Genomic DNA, 21,884 nt, shown 5'->3' on the forward strand with positions numbered 1-21,884 from the left:
CCTATGGAACGCAACAATCAACCCCAACCAACCGTGTTTGTCATCTTCGGCGCCAGCGGCGACCTGGCCTGGCGAAAACTGATTCCGGCCCTTTACAACCTCTATCTTGATGACGAGCTGCCCAAGCGCCTGGCGATCCTTGGAATCGGTCGCAAGGCTATCAGCGATGAGGAATTTCGCGCGCACCTGCGGGATGGCGTCGATCAGTTCTCACGCCGCGGCAAGACGGAGAAAAAGTCGTGGGACGAATTCGCCGCCCACCTTAACTATCTCGCCGGCGACCTGGCCGAAAAGCAGACCGGTACGGCGCTGGCGGAACAATTGAGACAGTTCGATCAAACCTGGGGCCTCGAGGCGAACCGGATCTTCTACCTGGCTATCCCGCCGGCCCTGGCTGAAACCGTCGCCGGCCAGCTTGCCAGGCTCGAGCTGTGCAAAGATTGCCGGCGCGACCGCCTGGTGGTGGAGAAGCCCTTCGGTCACGACCTGGCCTCGGCGCGCGCCCTCGACCTGACCCTGACCGGGATGTTCTCGGAAAATCAGATCTATCGCATCGACCATTATCTGGGCAAGGAGACGGTGCAGAACCTGCTCGCCTTCCGCTTCGCCAATGCCCTGTTCGAACCGATCTGGGATCGCCGCTATATCGATCATGTCCAAATTACCGTGGCCGAAACCGTGGGGGTTGGCAGTCGCGGCGGCTACTATGAACATGCCGGCGCCCTGCGCGACATGGTACAGAATCATCTGCTGCAGATCCTCTGCCTTATCGCCATGGAGTCGCCGGTCTCCTTCGACGCCGATGAGATCCGCAACAAAAAAGTCGACGTGCTGCGGGCGATTCACCCGATCAAGCCGGACAAGGTGCATCAGTACGCCGTCCGCGGCCAGTACGGCAAGGGGCAGATCGGCACGCAGAAGACCCCCGGTTACCGCCAGGAAGAGGGCGTCGCACCGGACTCCAGCACCGAAACCTTTGCCGCCCTGCGGCTGTTCATCGACAACTGGCGCTGGCAGGGGGTGCCCTTCTACCTGCGCACCGGCAAGTGCCTGGCCGATAAGGTCTCGCAGGTCTCGATTTTGTTCCGTCCCGTCCCCCATCAGTCCTTTCCGGCCAGTGCGGTCGAGAACTGGCAGCCCAACCGGCTGGTGATCCGCATTCAACCCGAAGAGGGGATCACCCTGCGCATTCAGGCCAAGCAGCCCGGCACACGCATGGTCCTCGCCCCGGTTGATATGCAGTTCTGCTACAGCGACGCCTTTAACACCACCGCGCCGGAAGCCTACGAGACCCTGCTGCTTGATGTGATGCGCGGCGACGCCACGCTCTTCATGCGCGCCGATCAGGTCGAAAAGGCCTGGGAGGTCATCGCCCCGGTGCTGGAGAGCTGGACCTCGGTGCCGGCTGGCGATTTCCCCGACTATCGCCCTGGCAGCTGGGGGCCCGAGGCGGCGGCGGCGTTGCTGACCCAGGACGGGCGCAACTGGTTTGAGCCGGTCGCAAGCAGCGCCAAATGTGGGGAGCAAGAGGACAAAGAGTGATGATTCAGATCTTCGATGACAAGGAGCAGCTGAGTCAGGCTGCGGCCAAACTGTTTGCTGAAGAGGCCTGCAAGGCCGTAGCCGCGCGCGGGCGCTTTTGCGTCGCCCTTGCGGGTGGCAGCACCCCGCGTCAGACCTATCATCAGCTGGCGCTCGCGCCGCTGTGCGAGCAGATCCCCTGGTCACAGGTCCACATCTTCTGGGGTGATGAACGCTGTGTGCCCGGAGATGACCCACGCAGCAACGCCCGCATGGCCCACGAGGCGCTGCTTGACCGGGTGCCGATCCCCGCCGCACAGATCCATGCGATGACCTGCACTAGAAATCCCGAGGCCAGCGCAAGACGCTATCAAGCCCTGCTGCAGAAATTCTTTGAGCCTGATGCGCCGCGCTTCGACCTGATTTTGCTCGGTCTGGGGGAAGACGGCCACACCGCCTCGCTGATTCCGGGGACTGCGGCGCCGCAGGAGCGCGTGCGGCTGGTTACCCCGGTGCAAAAACCGGGGGAGGACTTCAGCCGCCTCAGCCTGACCGCCCCGCTCATCAACCAGGCCCGGATGGTGGCCTTTCTGGTCTCAGGTCCGGCCAAAGCCAAAATTTTGCGCCAGGTCCAAGCCGGACCGCGCGATCAATTCCCTGCGCAGCTGATCGCCCCACTGAATGGTGACCTCTGCTGGCTGGTTGACAAGGCGGCAACGGAGCAGGCTTCCTGATGGAGCTCTGGATTCAACAATTCGGGTATCTGGCAGTTCTGGTGGGAACCTTTCTGGAGGGGGAGACCATTCTGGTGCTGGCCGGGTTTGCCGCTCATCGCGGCTATCTGCATCTTTCCGGGGTCATTATCGCCGCGTTTATTGGCACCCTGTTCGGCGACCAGCTGTTCTTCTATCTGGGCTGGAAACACAGCGATTATCTGCTGAAGCGGCGCCCACACTGGCAGCCGCGCCTGGAACGGGCTCAAAGGTTGATCCGCAACTATCAGATCTCGATTATGCTCGGGTTCCGCTTCCTCTACGGCTTACGCACCATCACGCCGTTCGCCCTCGGTATGAGTAAAGTGCCCTTACGCCTGTTTATCCCTTTTAACGTCATCGGTGCCCTGGTCTGGGCCGTTTTTTTTGGCAGCGCCGGCTACCTGTTCGGCCGGACCCTCGAAATCTTCCTGGGTGATGTAAAACGCTATGAGCGCTGGGCCTTTGCTGCGCTGATTGCTATTAGCTTGACAGGCTGGGTTATTTATCTGGTAAGACGGAAGCGCCATTCCGATCAAAACCCTGTGCCGAAAGCCTGATGCATATGCAAACAAGAAGACTCATCTTTCTCCTCTCCTCCGCGGCCCCATGCCGATGACCTGGTTTTTATCCCATATTGTTCTGCTCCTCGGCTTCTGCCTGGCCCTGGTGGTGATTGCCCGGATGATCCGTCAGCGCCGCTCACCGGCAGGATCTCTGGCCTGGCTGCTTATCATGGTGCTTGTCCCCTATTTCGGGATTCCCCTGTACCTGATGTTGGGTGGACGCAAAACGCGCCGCCTGGCCGACAGCAAAACCGACCTGGCGCTTCAGGATCAGCAATCGCCACCCCCGCAAGAAATCCCGGAGATTGATCGCCTGCTGCGCTCTTACGGTATTCCAGGCGCGAGTGCCGGCAATCGGGTCCAGCTGTGTCTTTCGGGGGAAGAAGGGTATACCGCCCTGACGGAGCTGATCGATCAGGCGCGAGAGAGCCTCTGGGTCAGCACCTTCATCCTGTCTCCGGATGTGGTCGGCCGCGATATCATCGAACGGCTCGCGTGCCGGGCTGCGGCAGGGATCAAGGTGAAAGTGCTGCTCGATGGCGTCGGTTCGCTGCACACCGGCAAACACGCCCTGGCACCACTGAGGCGCGCCGGTGGGGAGGTCGCTTTTTTCATGCCGGTCTTGCATCGCCCCTTTCGTGGCCGCACCAACCTGCGAAACCATCGTAAGGCCGTCATCGCCGACGATTTACGGGTCTGGGCCGGGGGAACCAATATCGCCGCCGAGTACATAGGCCCGATCCCGGTGCCAGAGCGCTGGTGCGATCTGTCTTTCCTGCTGGAGGGTCCTGCCACCCGGCATTATTTGAGCGTCTTCGATTCCGACTGGCAATTTGCCACCGGACGAGAACACACTCCGCCGCAAAAATGTCCGCGATCCTCTACACCCGCCGGGAACGCCATTCTGCAGGTGGTGCCCTCAGGACCGGATGTTAATGGTGACCCGCTTTACGCCGCGCTGATTTCAGCCGTTTTTCAGGCAAGAGAACGTTTATGGATTGTGACCCCCTATTTTATACCCGATGAAACCCTGGCCGAGGCTCTGAATCTGGCCGCCCACCGTGGGGTCGATGTGCAGGTCCTGGTACCGGCAAAGTCGAATCATCGCCTGGCAGATATGGCGCGCGGTCCTTACCTCCGTGACCTGCAGGCCGCTGGTGGGCAGATTCAGCTCTACCAACCGGGAATGCTGCACGCCAAGGCTCTTCTGGCCGATAACCACCTGGCGATCCTCGGCTCGGCCAACTTCGACATGCGCAGCCTTTTTTTGAACTATGAAACGGGGCTTCTGATTTATAGTCCGTCTGAGATTAAACAGGTTCATGCCTGGATCGAGACCATCCTGCATGATTGCCGCTCCGGCATCGGGACAGTCGGCGTACTGCGCGACTTAAGCGAAGGTGTGGCAAGGATGCTGGCCCCCATGCTTTGAACGATGACACAGGGGGGTTATACAACCGCGAAAACTTTGTGGTACATACCATTATGGAGAACAGATGTTAAAAACAGCTTGTCATAAAAACAGACTGACTGGTGCCATGCTCATCGCTTGCCTGTTTCTGGGGGCCTGTTCAGCCTGGGGGAGCGAATCAACCCTTAAATATGGCCGTTTCGGCAAACTCACCCTCTATCAAACCTCGGCGCAGCCGAACCATGTGGTGCTGTTCGTCTCCGGTGATGGCGGCTGGAATCTGGGCGTGATCGACATGGCCAGAAGTCTGGCTGGCCTCGATGCCCTGGTCGTCGGGATCGATATCACCCATTACCTGCGCCAGCTTCGCCGCTCATCCGAGAACTGCTCTTACCCTGCAGCTGATTTCGAGAACCTGTCGAAGTTTATCCAGATGAAGCTGGGCTTCGAACACTACCAGACCCCGGTGCTGGTCGGCTATTCATCGGGCGCAACCCTGGTTTATGCCCTACTGGCCCAGGCGCCGCCAAACACCTTCCGCGGAGCCATTTCATTGGGTTTCTGCCCCGACCTGCCGCTCAACAAGCCCTTCTGCGCCGGTCACAGCCTGACGAGCAAACCCGATCCGGCGAATCACGGTTATGATTTTCTCCCCACCTCTGAGCTTAAAAATCCCTGGATCGTCTTTCAGGGGACCATCGATCAGGTGTGTAACGCTGGCGCGGTCGAGACCTTTGTCAAGGGGGTCAACAATGCCGAAACGATCCTGCTGCCCAGGGTCGGCCACGGCTTTTCGGTCCAGAAAAACTGGCTGCCCCAATTTCGCGCGGCGTTCACCCGCCTGATTGCATCGGACAAGAGCGGCAAGGCCACAGACCAACCGGCCTCCGTAGTCACAGATCTTCCCCTGATCGAGCTTCCTGCTAACGGCCCGGCCAGCAACCTGCTCGCGATAATTCTCAGCGGCGACGGCGGCTGGGCGTCCATCGATCGGGACATCGGCACAACCCTGGCGGCCAGAGGGATTCCAGTAGTCGGCCTCAATACCCTGAGGTATTTCTGGACCCCCAGCTCACCGGAGCAGTCCGCCCGGGATCTCGAACGGATCCTGCGCCACTATATGTCAGCCTGGAAACGCGAGCGGGTGGTGCTGATCGGCTTTTCGCTGGGCGCCGACGTGCTGCCGTTCATGGCCAGCCGTCTGCCGGACAAGCTGCAATCCCGGATCGCGACAGTTGCACTGCTCAACCCGGGGAAAACGGCCAGTTTCGAATTTCACCTGAGCGACTGGATGGGCGGAGGCGGGCCCCCCGGGCGACCGATCGCCCCGGAACTTGCCCGACTGCAGGGACTGAACGTGCTCTGTGTCTACGGCAGGAACGAAAAAGACAGTCTCTGCCGTGACCTGAAACCAGACCGTCTGACCAAAAGCGTTGGGCTGGATGGTGGGCATCACTTCGACGGAGACTACAAGAAACTGGTTGAGTTGATTTTGGCCGAGGTCGACACAAAATAATTGATTCTGCGGGCTGCTCTCAGTTGCCGTCAAATGGGGGCATGCGCACTGACGGCAATGAGCTTGTCATCGACCTCTACCCCTGCCAGGGATTCATGAATAAACCTCTCACCTCGCTTGATTTTTAACCGGCCGCGGTAACCGGACCAAGCACTGCTACGATCTCAGCCAGTCGCGCTTCAGCATCAGATTCACCGATTTCAAGCAGTCGCTTCAAGTAACCAGGTTCAAACATAATCATACTCAGCCAATCAGGACTCAAGGTTCTGTGTGTCCCTATGCCTCGCATCAAATGGCGAAACAGCCCCGACAGATGAGCTTCAAATTGGCCGGAAAGTTCGCCGATATCGCAGGAAGGACGCAACATAAAGAGTTCAACCGGGGATGGCCCGGGATCTAACCCCTGAGGGATTTTACTGAGCAGAAAGTTGACCATCTCAAGCGACCGCGCGTCCTGATCGAGCACATCCAGAAAGACCGAATTCATCATCGTGCCCAGAATCTGAGCCGGGGGTGGATAACCATGCACCATCGAAACATTTGCCTCTGCCATCGAGCGCTCATAGCGGGTCGAGATTACCAGAATTTTCCCGGCTCCCAGGTGCAGCGCTGGCGAGAGTGGAGCCGATTGACGGATTCCGCCATCGCCGAACCAGTTGTCCCCAACCTGAACGGCCGGAAAAAAAAGCGGCAGGGCCGCCGAAGCCATAATGTGCTCTACCGTCACTTCGGTTGATACACTTCGCCGGTGCGGGCGTTCCCACATCCTCATCCCCCGTCCCTGAACCCAGGTCACTGCCTGTCCCGTCCCGTAATTGGTCCCGGTAATCGCCAGGGCCTTCAGCGACCCCCGTCGCAGGTTCGCCCTGACCCCGGTCAAGAGGCCATCATGAGGAGCAAGTTGTTCCAGCAGCAACTTCAGCAGCGGAGAAGTATCCACCAGCCCACGGACTGAAGGAGAAATTCCCAGTCCGCCAAACAACAGATTGATTCCCCAGCGCGAGACGATTTTAGCCAGACTCCAACTGTCGGTACGAAAAACCTGTTCGACCTCAAGCCCCGACCACAACCTGGCAAGGTCAGCCACAGCCTCTGCAAAGCTCCCGCTATGGTTGGCGAGAAAAGCCGCATTGATTGCGCCTGCCGAAACGCCGGTTAAAATTGGAATCTGCAGCTCAGGATAATGTCTGGCAAGGCAGCGTAAAAACCCAACCTGATATGCTGCCCGGGCACCACCTCCGCTCAACACCAGAGCCAGATCATTTTTTAAATTTGCCATATACTTATCTTCACTGACCTCGCGTGAGAAGAGCAACCCTCGTTGATCGATAAGTGTACCTTTTTTTGCGCCACTGTTCTCGGCAAATAACTGACCCAATCGGCCTGAGACGGACAGGTTGTCCCTGATTTGGATTAAAATCTACCGGGTGAGTATGCTAATCTCCTCCAGCTGATTCTTTATGTGCGAAAGGTAAAAACCTGGCATGAAGATCTAACCGGAAAAAGCGAAAGGCTTGAGTATGCGCCACCTGGAAAATCACCGGACTCAACGCATCGGCTGGCTGCGCGCCGCCGTTATGGGGGCGAACGACGGGATTGTCTCGACCGCCAGCCTGATGGTCGGCGTCGCCGCGGCCCAGTCTACGCGCAGCAGTATTCTGGTGGCCGGGGTCGCTGGACTGGTGGCCGGCGCGATGTCCATGGCCGCGGGAGAATATGTGTCGGTCAGTTCGCAATCCGATACCGAGCAGGCCGACTTAACAAAAGAGCGACAGGAACTGCTGACCGATCCGGTCCATGAACTGGCTGAATTGACGGCTATCTATGTCGATCGGGGACTTGATGAGGATCTGGCGGGGCAGGTCGCAATCCAACTGACCAATCACAACGCGCTGGAAGCCCACGCCCGGGACGAACTGGGCATCTCCGAAATGACCACCGCGCGCCCGGTCCAGGCCGCACTGGCCTCTGCGGGCACCTTCGCGGTCGGGGCGGCCATGCCCCTGCTGATTTCGGTGCTGGTGCCGCTCAAGGCGATTATCCCAGCGATCTCTTTGACCTCGCTGGTATTTCTGGCCTTGCTGGGGGGAGTCTCTGCCCATGCAGGCGGGGCCGACCGGGGCAAGGCCGCAATCCGGGTCTGCTTCTGGGGGGCCCTGGCAATGGCGTTGACCGCAGGGGTCGGGGCACTCTTCGGAGTTGCAGCATGACTCTTCGCCCCCAGTAATCCCCCCGGCTCTAAGCCTGGAGTACAGCGGTAGCGCAATCCCAAACTACAGGTGCTGCCCAGGGCTGAGGCAAGATCTGCAGACCATGTCTTTACCTGATCAAAAAATTATGCTACCCCCTTATCTGGTTTTTTTATAAGCACTGCCCTGTCGGCCGCTTAAGGGTTTGAGGCAGGCGAAGAATCGACCCTGTGGGTCTGATCTCGGAGAGAATATGCGCCCCTCAAAACGACTGATGCCTTATCTGCTGGTCTTTTTCTACATTGTGCTGCAAAGCGCCAGCTGCATGGCCGCCGTTACGGCCGCACCCGGTCAATCCGCCGGGAAAACTTCGGCGCTGACCCTGGGGCAGGCGGCGGTTCTGGGAGTGGTTGAGGGGCTGACAGAATACCTGCCGGTGAGTTCGACCGGGCATCTGCTGCTTGCGGAGCGAGTGATGGGGATCGGCGAGAGCGTCGCCCTCACCCCCGAAGAGCGCAAACGCACCAAGGAGGCCTCGGATGCCTACACCATCTGCATTCAGGCAGGCGCGATCCTCGCGGTTTTCGGCCTCTACTTCCGCCGGGTCAGGCAGATGCTGCAAGGCCTGATGGGTAAAGACGCCGCCGGACGCCAGCTGCTGACGAATGTCGTGGTCGGATTTCTCCCCGCCGCCGTCATCGGGCTGGCCTTCAATAAATTGATCAAATCCTACCTGTTCGGCACCTGGCCGGTGATTCTGGCCTGGTTTTTTGGTGGGCTGGCGATCCTCGCCGTCAGTTGGAGAAACAAACATAAAGAGACAGGTGCTCAGAGTGGGCTGTCGATCATGGAACTCAGCTGGCGCATGGCCCTGATCATCGGCTTCGCCCAGTGCATCGCCATGTGGCCGGGGGTCAGCCGCAGCCTGGTGACCATCGTCGGCGGACTGCTGGTCGGACTCACACTGTCGGCCGCCGTCGAATTCAGCTTTCTGCTCGGCCTGATCACCCTTTCCGCCGCCACCGCTTATGACGCGCTCAAACATGGTCAGGTCATGCTCCAGACCTTCGATGCCCTGTCTCTGGCCGTGGGCGTTTTCTTCGCCTTCGTTGCAGCTGTCCTGTCGGTAAAGTGGATGGTCGGCTACCTCAACCGTCACGGGCTGGCCATCTTCGGTTACTACCGCGTCGCTCTGGCGCTGGTGGCGGGGACGCTGTTAATGAACGGGGTATTGTAATAACAGCAGGCTGAACTAGAAATATCGCCCGACCTGCAGGGTGAACGCGTTGATCCCGTGGTTTTCATGATAAAGGTTACCGTTAGACAGATGATAACCTCTGAAGGCCGCATACCAGCGTACCTTGTTCGATGACAGCCATTCACTGCCGATACCGGCTTGCGGATTAAAGTTGAGCCGCAAGCCCTGCCCTTCGACCTGAAAATCGCTGTAAACCAGGCCAATGCCCCCTTCAACATAGGGAGAGAGAGTCCGGGTCTCCAGGTTACGAAGATAGTAGAGGGCGAAGATATTGGCCGAGACCAGCAATTTTTTACCCGCGGGGTCAGCGAACCCAACACTCCCCTCTATCTTAAACCTGAGAGGTTCCGGTGCAGGGTGCGGCATGATTTGTTCATAGTCGTAGAGCGCCATCAGGCTCAACTGCCCGATACGAAAGGCAGGTTGTGGAGCGTAACTGGTTCCATACACCATGGCCAGCCCAAGGTGTTGTGGCTGGTCCAGCGACACCGCGCCGACCGGAAACGGGGCAAGCAGGCATAAAGCGAGCAACAGACAGACCATAGGCCCTCCGGTCTTTGGCATCATAGATCACCCCGGCTTAGGTGGATTACAGCATATTCGCCGTCGTTGCCGAAACGCAAACAACCAAGCGCACTGCAGGGGCGTGTCTCGCGGATCACCCCACCCTGATAGTAATCACCACCGTCATCACTTGAAGGGAAGAGCAACCCGCGCTGCAAGCTCAGGGCCGCAACAGCCAAATCAAAAGCCGGGCTAACCGGGGAAGCCCCATAGAGTGGTGAATAACAGGCCACCGGTTGCCCATTTGCCACATATTGACCGTAAGTGGCGCCATTATTAAGGAGGCCCTCGCACCCAAGGATAAGCGGCCTGACGATCTCTAACTGCGGCTTGCTACCACAGAGGTTACCCACCTTAACGCTGTTAATTCGACCGTAACGCGCTGGGATGGGGGTCTCTCTTTGCAGCAGGAAGAAGGCTGCACCCTCGCCGACGATGCCAGTCATCCGACTAAAATCAAGAGGTGTCATCCTCTGTGCCCCAGGAATTTCACAGAACTTCTCCCAGCAATGACCCAGAACCGGACAGTATTCGTCAACCACCCCCAACAAAACCGCGTCAACCCGCTCTTCTGCCAGCCCTTGCCATGCAGAGAGCAGTCCTGCTGCCAACGATTGGTCAAACTGACTGATTGTCAAATTCGGTCCGGTAATCTGAAGCTGCATGGAGATATGCGCCGCCGCCGCATTGTGGACTGAATTGGAAAAGGCCGTCGGTGAGGCGCAAATGTCACCATCTTCAATCACCGAATCAAGGAAGTCGAAGGTGGTGGTCAGTGGGCCGAACCCTGAAGCCAGCACCAGCCCGAGACGACTTTTATCCAGCGCCGGCTGTGCGGCATCTTCCAGAGCCTGAAACGCCCCGAGCAGTGCCAGCCGCGAGAAGTGATCGATGCGACGCAGGGCACGCTTATTCAGGAAGTTTTCCAAGGGTGCGCTGTCGGCCTGCAACAGGGGGATATGATGATCCCGCAGCGCAACCGCGACGGGCGAGACTTCACCCTTCTCCAGGGCCCCCAGCAATGCCTGTTGACCGCAACCAAAGCCTCCAACCAGGCCCAGGCCGTTAATTTGGATGGCAGTCACCGGGGCACCTCCAGACCAATCAGCAGGGCCGAATTGTTGCCCCCGAAGGCCAGTGATTCGGAAATAGCCAGGGTTCCGCGTACCCCTACCGGTTCTGCTGAAGGATAAACGGAAAGCTCCGGGTCGGCGTGGGTCAGGCCGACATTGCCTGGCAGTTGTTGTTGTTCGAGGCTGGCCAAGGTGAGGACCGCTTCGATCGCCCCGGCAGCACCCAAGGTGTGGCCGGTGTAGCATTTCGTGGCAACCAGCGGCGTCCGGGGGAAGAGTTGACCCAGCACCAGGCTCTCGACCCTGTCGTTATCCGGGGTACCGGTGCCGTGGACATTGATAAAGCTGACCTGTTGTGCCTTGACGTTGGCAGTTCGCAGCGTTTCGGCCAGCGCCTGACGCAGCCCACGCCCCTCGGGATGGGGCGCGGTCAAATGGTAGGCGTCGGTGCCGCTGCCGTAGCCGAGCAGGTAGCCGCGCGGGCTTTTCCCTCGCGACCTCAGCGATGCGGCTGATTCAAGCACCAGCATCCCCGCCCCTTCGCCAAGATTAAGACCACGACGTTGTTGATCAAAGGGCTTACAGGGTTTGGAATCGGCGATCATCAACGAGGCAAAACCGTTATAGGTCGTGCGACAGAGTTCGTCCGCCCCGCCAACCAGAGCAATATCGCAAACTCCGCTGCGCACCCAGGAAGCCCCCAGCCCGATAGCATCGGTCCCCGACGCACAGGCGTTGACCACCACCTGACAGGGGCCATCCAAACGGTAATGACGGGCCACAGCTGAGGCCGGATTGCTACGCAGATAACGCTCAATGGGCGCCATTGAAGGATCAGCCCCGGAGCGAAAATCTCGATAGAAATCCTCGTTATTCATGGCACTGCCGACCGTTGTCCCAATGCAGACTCCGACCTTCAGCCCGAAAAGATCAGCGTCATCCAGCCCGGCATCAACCAGCGCCTCGGCTAAGGCGCTCAAGGCCAGACGCGTGGTCCGCAACAGTTCAGGATTATTCCCTTGCCGGGGGAGTGCAGCCAGAACCTCAAAAACCGGATAAGGACTGGGATGACTGGTTAAAAAAGCCCGTGGCGGACCAGGATTACGCTCACGCCGCAGCATCGATGCAGAGGCGCTCGCCAGAGTCATTCCGGCGGCGCACAGGCACCCGACCCCGCTGATGGCAACCGCCTGATTCACCGCGGTTGCTTTGACTCAATGAAAGCGGCCAGGGTGTTGATCGACTGCAGCGCCGGACGCCCCTCTTCCATATCCTTGATCTCAACCCCGAAATGCTTCTGGATCACCACCACCAGCTCCACCGCATCAAGGGAATCAAGTCCCAGTCCCTCACCGAACAACGGCGCATCATCTGCGATCTCAGCCGGGGTCACATCTTCCAGATTCAACTCTTCGATCAGAATCTGCTTCAACTTTGCCTTGATATCCATCATGACTCCTTGTCGTTATTTATCGGTTCGGGCTGCTGACGCAGCCAGAGGTCAAAAAAATTAAAAAACTGGTAAGGCTGTTCCCGGCAATACTGCTCGAGTTCTGCAGCAAATTCCGCAGCATAGGGGCGAAAGGTCTCGGGCTTGCGCCCTTTCAGCGCGGGGACGCGCACCACCCGCGCCAGGTTCAGGCGGTAGCTGGCCGAGCCATCCTTATAGCTGAAAAAGACCACCACCGGCGCCCCGCTGGTCGCGGCGATCTTGTAGGCGCTGAAAGGGATGGCAACCGGTTGGCCGAGAAAGTCGACCGCCACCGTGTTGCGTTCACTGCCGAGCTGGCGATCCCCCATGACACAGACAATCTCTCCCTGCTTGAGCGCGCTGAGCATCTCCAACGTTCCGCCCAGATAGCCGGTCGGGTCGATAACCCGGTAAGGGCAGTCGAGCCCCGCATGTTCGTAATACTGGCGATCAATATCACCATCTTCTCGGCGCATCAGCATATGTACCGGGCGCTCTAGAAAATTCAGGGACGACATCGCAACCTGCCAGCAGCCGACATGGGCGGTCATCATGATCATCCCCTGCCCTGCATCGCGCAGCTTGAGCAACGCCTCACGGCCTTCGAGGGTGACGCTCAACGTCTGCGGCCCGAGGATGCCGACCGCCGCCCGGTCGATCAAGACCTGCCCGAAGGATAGAATCAAACGATAGCAGTGCCAGAGGCGCCGCGGACCGGACCTGCCCGGAAAGCGCCGGCTCAGATAGTAGCTGGCGCGCTGGCGGGCCAGACGGCTGAACAGCACATAGTAGGCGACAACGACATAGAGCAGCAGATAGGCCGCACGTCTGCCACCCAGCCGGATCAGCAGGTAAAACAGCTGATGCTGCCAGTTGCGCCCGATGCTGCGACTGCTCCAGTTCGCCTTGGGCGCGGCGCTATCCTTTTGCGACTGTGGCATCGTTCTTCTTTATCATCAGGGTGAGCAACAGGGTCAGGCCCCCGACCAGTCCGGCCAAAAGCGGAGCCAGCACCAGAGAACCTAAAAACCACTCGTACAGGCGTTGCACCGCCTGGTAGCCGAGGGTCTGCAGTGAAAATTCGGTCAACCATTCCCCTTGGCGCATGAAATACCCCAGCTCAATACACAGGGCCGGCACCAGGGGCGGCATGCACAGCTGGCTGCTGCTGATCGCCGCCGGTTTATTCAAGCGAAAAAAACTGCAGGCGAACAGGATCGCCAGAGTATGACAAAAGAGCAGCGGCAGGGTGCCGAGGAACACGCCGAGCGCCGCCGAAGCGGACAGCTGCCCTGGCGAGCTATGTTCACGCAGCAGTTGCCGCAGGGAGCGCAAGGGGTGCAAGGCCGAAACGGAAGCGCCCGGAGTCCCTTTCACACTCTGCAGTTCGATGAGTTTCGGGTGGGGCCAGGGCACAATCGAACGCAGGGTCAGATGGGTATTCAGCAGGGTCAGACGCCAGTTGTCCATAAAACCCCGAAAGTGCGAGATCCGTTCATCTGCCGGAGGATAATAAACCGAGATATCGACATCCCGCAAATCCACCCCGGCCCAGGCCGAACGCACCAGCACTTCGACTTCAAAATTGTAACGCCGGGTCCAGAAATTCAAACCGGCAAAAATCAGCAACGGATAGGCGCGAAACCCGCTCTGCACATCTCTAAGACGGCTGCCGGTCTGCAGACGCAGCCAGAAATTGGAAAACTGCCGGCCGAAACGCGATGCTCCCGGGATCGAGGCCTGCTCAAAATCGCGATGGCCGACAATCAGCGCCTGCGGATGGGCCGCAATTTCGGCAAAAAATTTCGGTAAGTCAGCCGGGTCATGCTGGCCGTCGGCATCGAGGCAGACCATATGACTGTAGCCCTGCTCCAGGCCCCAGTGGGCCGCAGTCTGCAATGCCGCGCCCTTGCCCCGGTTTTGCGCATGTCGCAACAGCTCAACCGGCAGCCCGACCAGGCTTTCGGCCGCGCCGTCGTTGCTGCCGTCATCGACCACCAGCACCCGTTCATGCTGGGTTAAGACCCCTTCAACGACCCGCCGCAGGGTCGTCGCGTGGTTATACGCCGGAACCACGACAAATGTCCCCCCCTGATCTTCAAGAAGAGCCATAACGCTTGTTACTCAAGGCAAAACGTAAAAATTGTCCGGCACTGCCAGCAAAGCGCAGCCAGCTGTCGGGGGATTTCCAGAGCATGGCCAGATAACCGAGCAGCACCCGCTTGCGTTTGAAATGGCTCTTGTAGAACTCGATAAACAGCTTCTCCATCTGCGCCTTCTCCATCCCCTGCGGGATAAACTGAAAGTGCATGCAGTCCATCCTGGGCCAGTCTTCGTCGAATGCCCCGAGTTGATGAATCGTCTCGTAGATCGGTGACCCCGGAAAGGGGGTAAACTTGGCGAGGTTGAAGTCGTCGATCGGCAGCGAAAAGACATAATCCATACTGCGCCGGATTGAAGCCTCAGTCTCGCCGGGCAGCCCCATCATCAGCAACCCCTTGGTGCGGATACCGCAACTCTTGATGGTGCGGATGGTCTCGGCCAGCATATCGAGATCAGCGTTCTGCCGGTGCCGGGCGAGCAGCTCTTCATCGCCGCTCTCGATCCCCAGACTGACCATCCAGCAGCCGGCGGCCTTCATCAGCTGCAGCAGGCCGCGATCGACATGCTCGGCGCGTACCGCACAGTTGAAGGTCATGCCCAACGGTTGCTCGATCATCAAGCGGCAGAATTCTTCGACCCGGCCGCGATGAAAGGTGAACTGGTCATCGTAGAAGTTGATATGCCGGATCCCGAAGCGATCTTTTAAATAGAGCAGGTGCCGATAAAGGTAATCGGCCGAATTGTACCTGAAGGTCTGACGAAACACGCTGCGGTCACAGTAACTGCAGCTGTAGGGGCAACCACGACTCGAGATACAGCTGCTGTTGGGCGCCTTGGGGTAGTTGAAGATCGGCAGCTTGTAGGCGTCGGGATAACCGGCAAGTTTATGGTAGGCCGGAAAGGGCAGCTCATCGAGGACCAGCGCCTGGCGCCGGTAGCCGTTATTGACCAGACCGCCGTCGGCGGCGCGCCACACCAGTCCCTCGACGTTTTCAGGCGAGTCGCCGGCCAGCTGCGCCAGTTCGAGCATGCTCTGCTCACCCTCGCCGATCACCGCATAATCGATCAGAGGAGAAAACTCCAGAACTTTCTCTTTTAAGGCCGAAACATGCGGGCCGCCGAACGCCACACGCAGACCCGGCAGTTCGGCCTTGGCCAGTTGCGCCAGTCGTACCCCATCATGAAAGCTGGCGGTGGTGCAGCTGATCCCGAGCAGAGCCGGGCGCTGCTCACGCAGCAGTTGCTGCAGGCGCTGATCGGCGTCGGGGAACGCATAACAGTCGAGGATCTCGCAGCAAAGACCGGCGCGCTCCAGGTAAGCGGCGATGCTCGCCAGGCCGAGGGGCGGCATGATATTCGCCTTGCGTGAGATGTCCCGCGCTGCCGCCGCCAGCTGATAACCGAGCGGGTGCAGCAGCAGAATATTTTTAGCGTTCAGTTGCGCCATGGTTTTCCTGGTTAGAGATTATCTGCGCTGCTTGGGGAAACGGACCAGCTGGTCCCACATCAGGCCACGATAGCCGAACTTTTTCATCACCTGCAGCCGCTTCAGCCCCTCCGAGGGGGGGAAGATGCGATTAGCGCGCCCGGCAAAGCTGGCGGTGATCCGATTTTCCATCAGCTGCCGGTCGAGGCGCGGTGAAAAGTAGTAGGCCGGTTTTAACAGCAAAGTCTCAGCGGCTATCAGCCCCTCGGCGACCGCTCGCAGATGCAGCGGGGCGTCGGGAAAGATCCGGATCCCTGAAAAAGCGAAGACCACCGAAACTCCGAGCAGCTGCAGATTCCGCAACCCCTCTTCCAGCGACTGCTCATCCTCATCCGGACCGCCGAACATGACAAAGTGGGCCGCGGCCAGACGTTCGTCCAGGCAGGCCTGATTGACCGCAAGCACCTCATCGAAGCGCAGCCCCTTGTTGATCCCGGCCAGGGTCTGGTCGGCGGCGGCGTCGGTCCCCAGCTCCAGGGCATAGAGTCCGGCGCGCTTCATCAACGCCAGCTCCTTACGCCCCAGCCCCTGTGGCCGGAAAAACGCCGACCAGCGCAGCTTCAGATCGCGTCGCAGCAGCTCCTCGACCAGCTGCAGGTAATGCCCCTGCGGATCATTAAAGATCGAGTCGGTAAAAAAGACCCGCTCGACCCCGTGGTCCCGGGTCAAGCCTTCAAGCTCATCAACCACCAGCCGCGGGTCGCGCACCCGGAAGTGGTCCCCTTCGAGATGCGGATAAGAACAGTAGCTGCAACAAAAGGGACAACCGCGCTTGGTCTGCAGATTGACCATGCCGCTCTGCCGCAGGTAATAGTCGATCAAAGACTGATCGAACAGCGGCGCGCTGAACTGGTCTCCCGTCAGCGGACTGGTACGCGGAATAACCAACGGCGCGCTTTCACCGGCGGCCAATTGCCGCACCAGCTCAGGTAGAGAGCGCTCCCCCTCGCCGATGATCGCATGATCAACCTGCAGAAATTCGGCAATCGCTTCCGGCATGATGGTCAACGCCGGGCCGCCGACCACGATTGGGACCGCACTGAACCCGCGCAGGGTTTCGATCAGGTTTTTTGCCTGTTGCAGGTACCAGCCGCCCTCCCCACTAAAAGAATCGACGTCGTCGATATTGCGCAGCGAAATTGAAATCACTCCCGGAGAAAACTGTTCGAGGGCGGCACCCAGCGGCTCTTCGCCCTGAACCAGAAGGTCATACTGCCGAACCTGATGCCCGGCCGACTGCAGCGCCCCGGCGACTACCGCCATGCCCAAGGGATAGACCGGGTAAGGCTCGGTCGCCCTGTTGCTCGAGATCAAAAAGACGCGACTCACGCCTCCGCCCGAGTGAAGATCCGCCGCTTGCGCGGATTGTAACGGTGATAGGTGCCGTCATCCATCTCGCGACGAATGACCTTTTTGAACAGCTCTCCCATCTTCAGCTGATGACCGCTGTCAGCATTGAAGGTATCCCAGGCGTAGTAGTACATCTCCTGCAGCTTCTCCGGGGTCATCTGTTTCGGCTGGAAGACGACCTTGTCGGCGGTGTAGTTGAGCCAGTCGTTCGAGAGAATACGCCCCTCCTTCTCCATTTGCCGTCTGACCGGTGATTGGGGAAAGGGGGTCATGATGGTGAACTCGGCGACATCCAGTTCAATCTCGATGAGAAAATCGACCAGGCGCTTGATGTCGTCTTCACTCTGATCATCGGTGCCGAGAATGATCGTCCCTTCGATGCCGATACCGTGATCCTTAAGACGCTTGACCCGGTTGCGGATGGTGTCAGAGGTGTCGAAGACCGCCTGGTAGACATACCAGGCCCCGGCCTCGGCGGCCAGTTTGAGCACCAGATCATCATCCAGAATCGGATGGGAAACCCATTTTTTCTTCAAGGGCGCCATGGCGGTGAACAGATCGATCAGCCACTGCCTGTCCTGAGCCAGGGAGTTGTCGACGATAAACAGGCGGTTGTTCTGAATCGCCTCCATCTCGGCGATGACCTTGTCGACCGGCCGCGGGCGGAACATCTTGCCGCCCAAGAAACCGGTGCAGCAGGGGAAACAGTCAAACCTGCAGCCGCGCGAAGCGTGGACCAGATCGAGCATCTGCACCCCGCGATAGTTGTAGAGCTCGCGATCGAGAATCTCACGTCTGGCGGTACCGACCAGGTTGATATCAGGGTGATTGTTCATGTAATTGTAGACCGGCTTGAGCGCACCGCGCTCAAAATCCTCGATCACCCGAGCCATGCGGCCCTCGGCCTCACCCAGGAACACCGAATCGGCATGCAGCTGCACCTCTTCGGCATGAAGCATGGTGGCGATGCCGCCGAAGATGACCTTTTTGCCCCGCGCGCGAAACTCGCGGGCTATCTCGAAGGCGCGCGGAAGCTGCGAGCTGAGCATGGTCGAGATCGCGACCAGATCGCAGCTGCCGTCAAAGTTGATGGTCTGCAGGTTCTCATCGGTGAAGTTGATCTCCACCCTGTCGGGCAGGGCCGCGGCAAACACCACCGGTCCATGCGGCGGCAGATGAAACTCGGTCTGGCGGTCCAGCTTCGGCCAGCGCGGGTAGATCAATGCCATTTTCATCGGTTTTCAACTCCTTTTATGTCAGCGGCAAACTCCTCCGCGAAAAATCTATCGATTCGTTGCCAGACAGGCCTTAATTAACGCAGCCAGATCTGCAGGTCTAACTCCATCAAACCAGACCTCACCCTTGTCCAGTTTCAGTTCACCGTATGTCCCCTGCTCCCCCGGCTCGCGCCCGAGCAGCAGGAAAACCGCCCCGGGGAGATCGTCCCCATCACCCCTACCAGCCACCACATCCAGATCGGGCTGCGCCAGGTCACAGATCCCGGCCAGCACCGCCTGCTGATCGCTCCAGGCCAGCTCTTCGAGGGCAAAACGCAGACTCTCAAGACGGGTGTTATCCGCACGATTCAGCACCAGACTGGTACCGGTCAGACCGAAGCGCAGCGCTGCTTCACCGAGAAAGCTGTTCGGCAGGGTATAGGCGAACAGATTCGGGCTGGCGAGTTTTCCCCCTTCAGGGAGCATGGTCTTAAGGTAGGCGATATCCGTTGCCAGGCAGCCGTAGCGACTGGCGGCAATGATGCCGATAGGCCGTTTTTCCTGCCAATCTTCGGCACCGGCATCACGCAGACACATGGCCAGTGCAGCCAGCCCAATGCGCGAAAAATCATCCAGTCGGCCGAAACGCCGGTCGACCTCGCTAAAAATCAGCTTGCGCGTCGGTATTTCGAGCTCTCCCGCCACCAGCGGTTGCTCAGTGGCAGCGCGCCCCATGCCCAATCCCGCCGGAGTCAACCAGCCGATGCCGTTGATCCAGGCGTTCATTGTGCCCCCCGCTGCAGGATAACCGCGCTGTTAATCCCGCCGAAACCCGAGTTAGTGCAGAGCAGGTAGTCGCCGGATATGGACTGTGAGCTATTCATGACCCGGCCCCGGGTGGCTTCTTCAGGATCAAGACAGCCACAGGTTGCGGGGATTGTTTGTTCCTGCAGCGCCCGTGCGGCGATGGCGATCTCAACGCCGCCGGCCGCGCCGAGGCAATGCCCCAGACTCCCTTTGACACCGTGCATCGGCGGCAAACTGTCGCCAAAGATTTCGCCGAAGGCGGTTAGCTCCATGGCGTCGTTATAGACGGTGCCGGTTCCGTGAGCGTTGATCGCCGCGATCTGTTCGGCGGCGAGCGCGGCCTTACACAGCGCCAGACGACTGGCCCGGATCAGCCCGCTGCCATCACGCGCCGGGGCGGTGACATGATGGGCGTCGTTGGCGACCCCCCACCCGGCGACATATGCCAGCACTGTTTCTCCCGCGGTCCGGGCGCAAGCTTCACTCATCAACAACAGCGCCACTCCGGCCTCACCCAGGGTCAGGCCCTGACGCTGACGATCAAAGGGACGGCTCGGTTCAGGCGAGAGCGCCTGCAGTGCCGAGAACCCTGAGAAAACAAATTCACTCAAAATATCGGCGGAGTAGATCAACACCGCTTCGGCCTGCCCGGCGGCGATTTGGGCGGCCCCACGCGCCAGCGCAATGCTCGACGAGGCGCAGGCCGCGTTGATGTTGCTGCCGGGATCGGCCAGATCGAAACGCCGCGCGATCTTGGCCAGCAGCGGCTCGAACAGCACCCCACGCGGGAACAGGGTTCTCTGGCGGCCGACAGTCTCTAATCGATCGATCTCCCCCTTTGTCGAAGCGACCAGCAGCCGACAACCGACAGGCAGCGGGCCCAGCTGAACGGCAACCCGTTCCAGCAGCGGATCGAGCCGCGACCCGCCTGGCGGAGCCTGCAGACCCGCGATAGCGCCGCCCAAACCGGAGAGGTAGTTGCCGCAGTCAAAATGCGTCAGCGGCGCAATCCCGCTCTCCTCCCTCAGCAACCCCTGCCAGAGGCCGGCGAGGTTCTCCCCCAGCGCGGTGACCGGCACTGCGCGGGTCAGGACCACGCGACTCAAAACAGGGCCCCCGCCTGCCAGCGCTCACGAAAATCGGCATAAAAAGGGGGGGGCAGCATCAGCACCTGCTGCTGCTCGTCCATCAACAATTGCACCGAATAACCACTGGTCGTGACTTCTCCGGCCGCGTTGCGCAGGATAAACTCATGGTTCAGCCTGGTCGCGTCGCTCCAGTGCAGAATCGCCTCGATACTGAAGGCTTCGCCGAAGCGCAGCGGCAGCTGGTAATCGACGAACAATTGCTTGATCGGTGCCAACACCCCCTGCTGGTAGAGATCCATGTACCCGAGGCCGTAGGTTTGCCCGAGCATCACCCGCGCGTCCTCGAAATAACTCGGATAGCGGCCATGCCAGACAATCGCGAGGGGGTCGACCTCTTCGAAGCGCACCACCCGCTCGACCGTACAGCGCAGGGGCGGTGGCGCCCCCGCCTTCATCGGGAAATAAGGTTTCTTCATACCGCGGCCTCCTTGCCCAGCAGCAGGGTGAAACTGGCGGCCAGTTCAGCGGCGACCATCAACCGGGTCACACAGCGCCACTGACCCTCACGCTCCTGACAATTGACGACCACCTCGATCAGTTCGCCGGGGCGCAATTGGCGGGTGAACTTGGCTCGTGTAAGCTCCTGAAACTGCAACGTCTCCCCGACAATCTGCTCAGCCAGCAGCTGCGCCAGCAGGGTCTGCAGAACCCCCGGCAGAATCGGATAGCCGGGAAAATGTCCGGCAAAGCCGAGAAAGTTTTCGGCAAAACAGAAGCTCTGTGCCCCGCTCGCGCCGGTCAATCGGGCCGGAGCCACAGCGGCTTCAACAAGTGCCTGACGCATGCGATTCATAATTCCTGTTTCACCTCTTTTTGCCAGAGGGACAATTTGACCCGGTGTGTCTCATCGTTGAACAGAATCTCCTCGGGCAGGCGCGCACCGGCATAATCGCGATAGTCGTTGTAGATCACCTGCCATTCGCCGCTTTTCGCCTGCTGGCGGGTTTCACGCAGATCGCCGGAGCAATCAAAAATAAACTCCAGCTGGCCATCGCTAAGGCTCCGCCGCAGACCCTGGCTATTGCCCTGGGTCTGCAACAGATCGTTCGCCTCGGGCAACGGCTGCAGAAAGATCCGGCGTAAACTCTGGGCGACGCCCCGAGCCACGGCTTTGTGCTCTCTGATCTGGGGGATGGCGCGATGCAGCACTTCCCCCTGCTCTGTCACCTGCAGATCAAACAGCACCAGGCCCATTTCGTTCAACGCCAGCAGCCGCGCCTCTTTGTGTCGCAGGTCGAGGCGCAAGAACCCCTCAAGCGGAATCTTCTTCGACCCGATCTCCAGCAGCGCAGCCTGGCGCAAGCGCCAGATATGGGGTTGCTGCCGCCAGTTACCGGCAATCAGTTGGGACCGAGACTGTGCGGCCCGGCAGTTTTCGGGCAGCTGCAGCGTGGAAAGCGTCGGTCCGCAGGCGCCAAGCGCCAGCAGCAGACAAATGGATAAAATACGCAA

General features: G+C 59.5%; 22 protein-coding genes. 7 read left to right on the forward strand and 15 right to left on the reverse strand.

The window, feature by feature from the left end; genetic code table 11:
* Nucleotides 1-3: 3 nt before the first annotated feature.
* The 5 genes from zwf to D888_RS0117110 all read left to right on the forward strand — a co-directional run bounded on the left by zwf (nucleotide 4) and on the right by D888_RS0117110 (nucleotide 5,766).
* Nucleotides 4-1,542 carry a glucose-6-phosphate dehydrogenase gene (gene zwf / locus D888_RS0117090; RefSeq protein WP_020677796.1) on the forward strand — a complete coding sequence of 513 codons (1,539 nt, stop codon included), beginning with the start codon at nucleotides 4-6 and terminating at the stop codon, nucleotides 1,540-1,542.
* The gene (gene pgl / locus D888_RS0117095; protein ID WP_020677797.1) at nucleotides 1,542-2,255 is read left to right on the forward strand and encodes a 6-phosphogluconolactonase; all 714 of its coding nucleotides are present in this window, start codon (nucleotides 1,542-1,544) and stop codon (nucleotides 2,253-2,255) included. Before zwf ends, pgl begins: the two co-directional genes overlap by 1 nt.
* Complete coding sequence (locus D888_RS0117100; RefSeq protein ID WP_020677798.1) at nucleotides 2,255-2,833, forward strand: DedA family protein; 579 nt, start codon at nucleotides 2,255-2,257, stop codon at nucleotides 2,831-2,833. The genes pgl and D888_RS0117100 overlap by 1 nt, the downstream gene beginning before the upstream one ends.
* A 55-nt stretch (nucleotides 2,834-2,888) precedes the next feature.
* Nucleotides 2,889-4,271, forward strand: a complete 1,383-nt coding sequence (locus tag D888_RS0117105) for a phospholipase D-like domain-containing protein (protein ID WP_026362462.1) — start codon at nucleotides 2,889-2,891, stop codon at nucleotides 4,269-4,271.
* 64 nt (nucleotides 4,272-4,335) lie between these two features.
* Nucleotides 4,336-5,766, forward strand: coding sequence for an AcvB/VirJ family lysyl-phosphatidylglycerol hydrolase (locus D888_RS0117110; protein ID WP_020677800.1), 1,431 nt, complete (start codon nucleotides 4,336-4,338; stop codon nucleotides 5,764-5,766).
* Between the two features lie 124 nt (nucleotides 5,767-5,890).
* Here the strand turns inward: D888_RS0117110 and D888_RS0117120 are convergent, their stop codons facing one another.
* A complete protein-coding gene (locus D888_RS0117120; RefSeq protein WP_033423772.1) occupies nucleotides 5,891-7,045 on the reverse strand; it encodes a patatin-like phospholipase family protein in 1,155 nt (384 codons plus the stop codon).
* A gap of 241 nt (nucleotides 7,046-7,286) precedes the next feature.
* On the opposite strand from D888_RS0117120, the gene D888_RS0117125 reads away from it, so the two are divergent.
* Nucleotides 7,287-7,976, forward strand: a complete 690-nt coding sequence (locus D888_RS0117125; RefSeq protein ID WP_020677802.1) for a VIT1/CCC1 transporter family protein — start codon at nucleotides 7,287-7,289, stop codon at nucleotides 7,974-7,976.
* Between the two features lie 232 nt (nucleotides 7,977-8,208).
* Complete coding sequence (locus D888_RS0117130; RefSeq protein ID WP_020677803.1) at nucleotides 8,209-9,192, forward strand: undecaprenyl-diphosphate phosphatase; 984 nt, start codon at nucleotides 8,209-8,211, stop codon at nucleotides 9,190-9,192.
* Nucleotides 9,193-9,207: 15 nt separating this feature from the next.
* Here the strand turns inward: D888_RS0117130 and D888_RS22150 are convergent, their stop codons facing one another.
* The 14 genes from D888_RS22150 to D888_RS0117200 are packed head-to-tail and all read right to left on the reverse strand — an operon-like array spanning nucleotide 9,208 to nucleotide 21,884.
* On the reverse strand, nucleotides 9,208-9,780 hold the full coding sequence (locus tag D888_RS22150) for an acyloxyacyl hydrolase (RefSeq protein WP_083928896.1): 573 nt from the start codon (nucleotides 9,778-9,780) through the stop codon (nucleotides 9,208-9,210).
* A complete protein-coding gene (locus D888_RS22155) occupies nucleotides 9,777-10,862 on the reverse strand; it encodes a beta-ketoacyl synthase chain length factor (RefSeq protein WP_020677805.1) in 1,086 nt (361 codons plus the stop codon). Before D888_RS22155 ends, D888_RS22150 begins: the two co-directional genes overlap by 4 nt.
* On the reverse strand, nucleotides 10,859-12,049 hold the full coding sequence (locus D888_RS0117145; RefSeq protein WP_020677806.1) for a beta-ketoacyl-[acyl-carrier-protein] synthase family protein: 1,191 nt from the start codon (nucleotides 12,047-12,049) through the stop codon (nucleotides 10,859-10,861). Before D888_RS0117145 ends, D888_RS22155 begins: the two co-directional genes overlap by 4 nt.
* Nucleotides 12,046-12,300, reverse strand: a complete 255-nt coding sequence (locus D888_RS0117150; RefSeq protein ID WP_020677807.1) for a phosphopantetheine-binding protein — start codon at nucleotides 12,298-12,300, stop codon at nucleotides 12,046-12,048. Before D888_RS0117150 ends, D888_RS0117145 begins: the two co-directional genes overlap by 4 nt.
* Nucleotides 12,300-13,262, reverse strand: a complete 963-nt coding sequence (locus tag D888_RS0117155; protein WP_020677808.1) for a lysophospholipid acyltransferase family protein — start codon at nucleotides 13,260-13,262, stop codon at nucleotides 12,300-12,302. Before D888_RS0117155 ends, D888_RS0117150 begins: the two co-directional genes overlap by 1 nt.
* Entirely contained in the window at nucleotides 13,240-14,433 is a 1,194-nt protein-coding gene (locus D888_RS0117160) for a DUF2062 domain-containing protein (protein ID WP_020677809.1), read from the reverse strand. Before D888_RS0117160 ends, D888_RS0117155 begins: the two co-directional genes overlap by 23 nt.
* Complete coding sequence (locus D888_RS0117165) at nucleotides 14,420-15,871, reverse strand: B12-binding domain-containing radical SAM protein (protein WP_020677810.1); 1,452 nt, start codon at nucleotides 15,869-15,871, stop codon at nucleotides 14,420-14,422. Before D888_RS0117165 ends, D888_RS0117160 begins: the two co-directional genes overlap by 14 nt.
* Nucleotides 15,872-15,889: 18 nt before the next feature.
* Nucleotides 15,890-17,239, reverse strand: a complete 1,350-nt coding sequence (locus tag D888_RS0117170; RefSeq protein ID WP_020677811.1) for a lipid biosynthesis B12-binding/radical SAM protein — start codon at nucleotides 17,237-17,239, stop codon at nucleotides 15,890-15,892.
* Nucleotides 17,236-18,495 (reverse strand): B12-binding domain-containing radical SAM protein, encoded by a 1,260-nt coding sequence (locus D888_RS0117175; RefSeq protein WP_020677812.1) that lies wholly within the window; start codon nucleotides 18,493-18,495, stop codon nucleotides 17,236-17,238. The genes D888_RS0117170 and D888_RS0117175 overlap by 4 nt, the downstream gene beginning before the upstream one ends.
* Nucleotides 18,496-18,543: 48 nt before the next feature.
* Nucleotides 18,544-19,263 (reverse strand): beta-ketoacyl synthase N-terminal-like domain-containing protein, encoded by a 720-nt coding sequence (locus D888_RS22160; RefSeq protein WP_020677813.1) that lies wholly within the window; start codon nucleotides 19,261-19,263, stop codon nucleotides 18,544-18,546.
* On the reverse strand, nucleotides 19,260-20,381 hold the full coding sequence (locus D888_RS0117185; protein ID WP_245555049.1) for a beta-ketoacyl synthase N-terminal-like domain-containing protein: 1,122 nt from the start codon (nucleotides 20,379-20,381) through the stop codon (nucleotides 19,260-19,262). Before D888_RS0117185 ends, D888_RS22160 begins: the two co-directional genes overlap by 4 nt.
* Nucleotides 20,382-20,386: 5 nt before the next feature.
* A complete protein-coding gene (locus D888_RS0117190; protein ID WP_020677815.1) occupies nucleotides 20,387-20,848 on the reverse strand; it encodes an acyl-CoA thioesterase in 462 nt (153 codons plus the stop codon).
* Nucleotides 20,845-21,225, reverse strand: a complete 381-nt coding sequence (locus D888_RS0117195; protein WP_020677816.1) for an ApeI family dehydratase — start codon at nucleotides 21,223-21,225, stop codon at nucleotides 20,845-20,847. Before D888_RS0117195 ends, D888_RS0117190 begins: the two co-directional genes overlap by 4 nt.
* Nucleotides 21,222-21,884 carry a lipoprotein insertase outer membrane protein LolB gene (locus tag D888_RS0117200; protein WP_020677817.1) on the reverse strand — a complete coding sequence of 221 codons (663 nt, stop codon included), beginning with the start codon at nucleotides 21,882-21,884 and terminating at the stop codon, nucleotides 21,222-21,224. The genes D888_RS0117195 and D888_RS0117200 overlap by 4 nt, the downstream gene beginning before the upstream one ends.

Source organism: Geopsychrobacter electrodiphilus DSM 16401, assembly GCF_000384395.1.
Taxonomy (GTDB): Bacteria; Desulfobacterota; Desulfuromonadia; order Desulfuromonadales; family Geopsychrobacteraceae; genus Geopsychrobacter; species Geopsychrobacter electrodiphilus.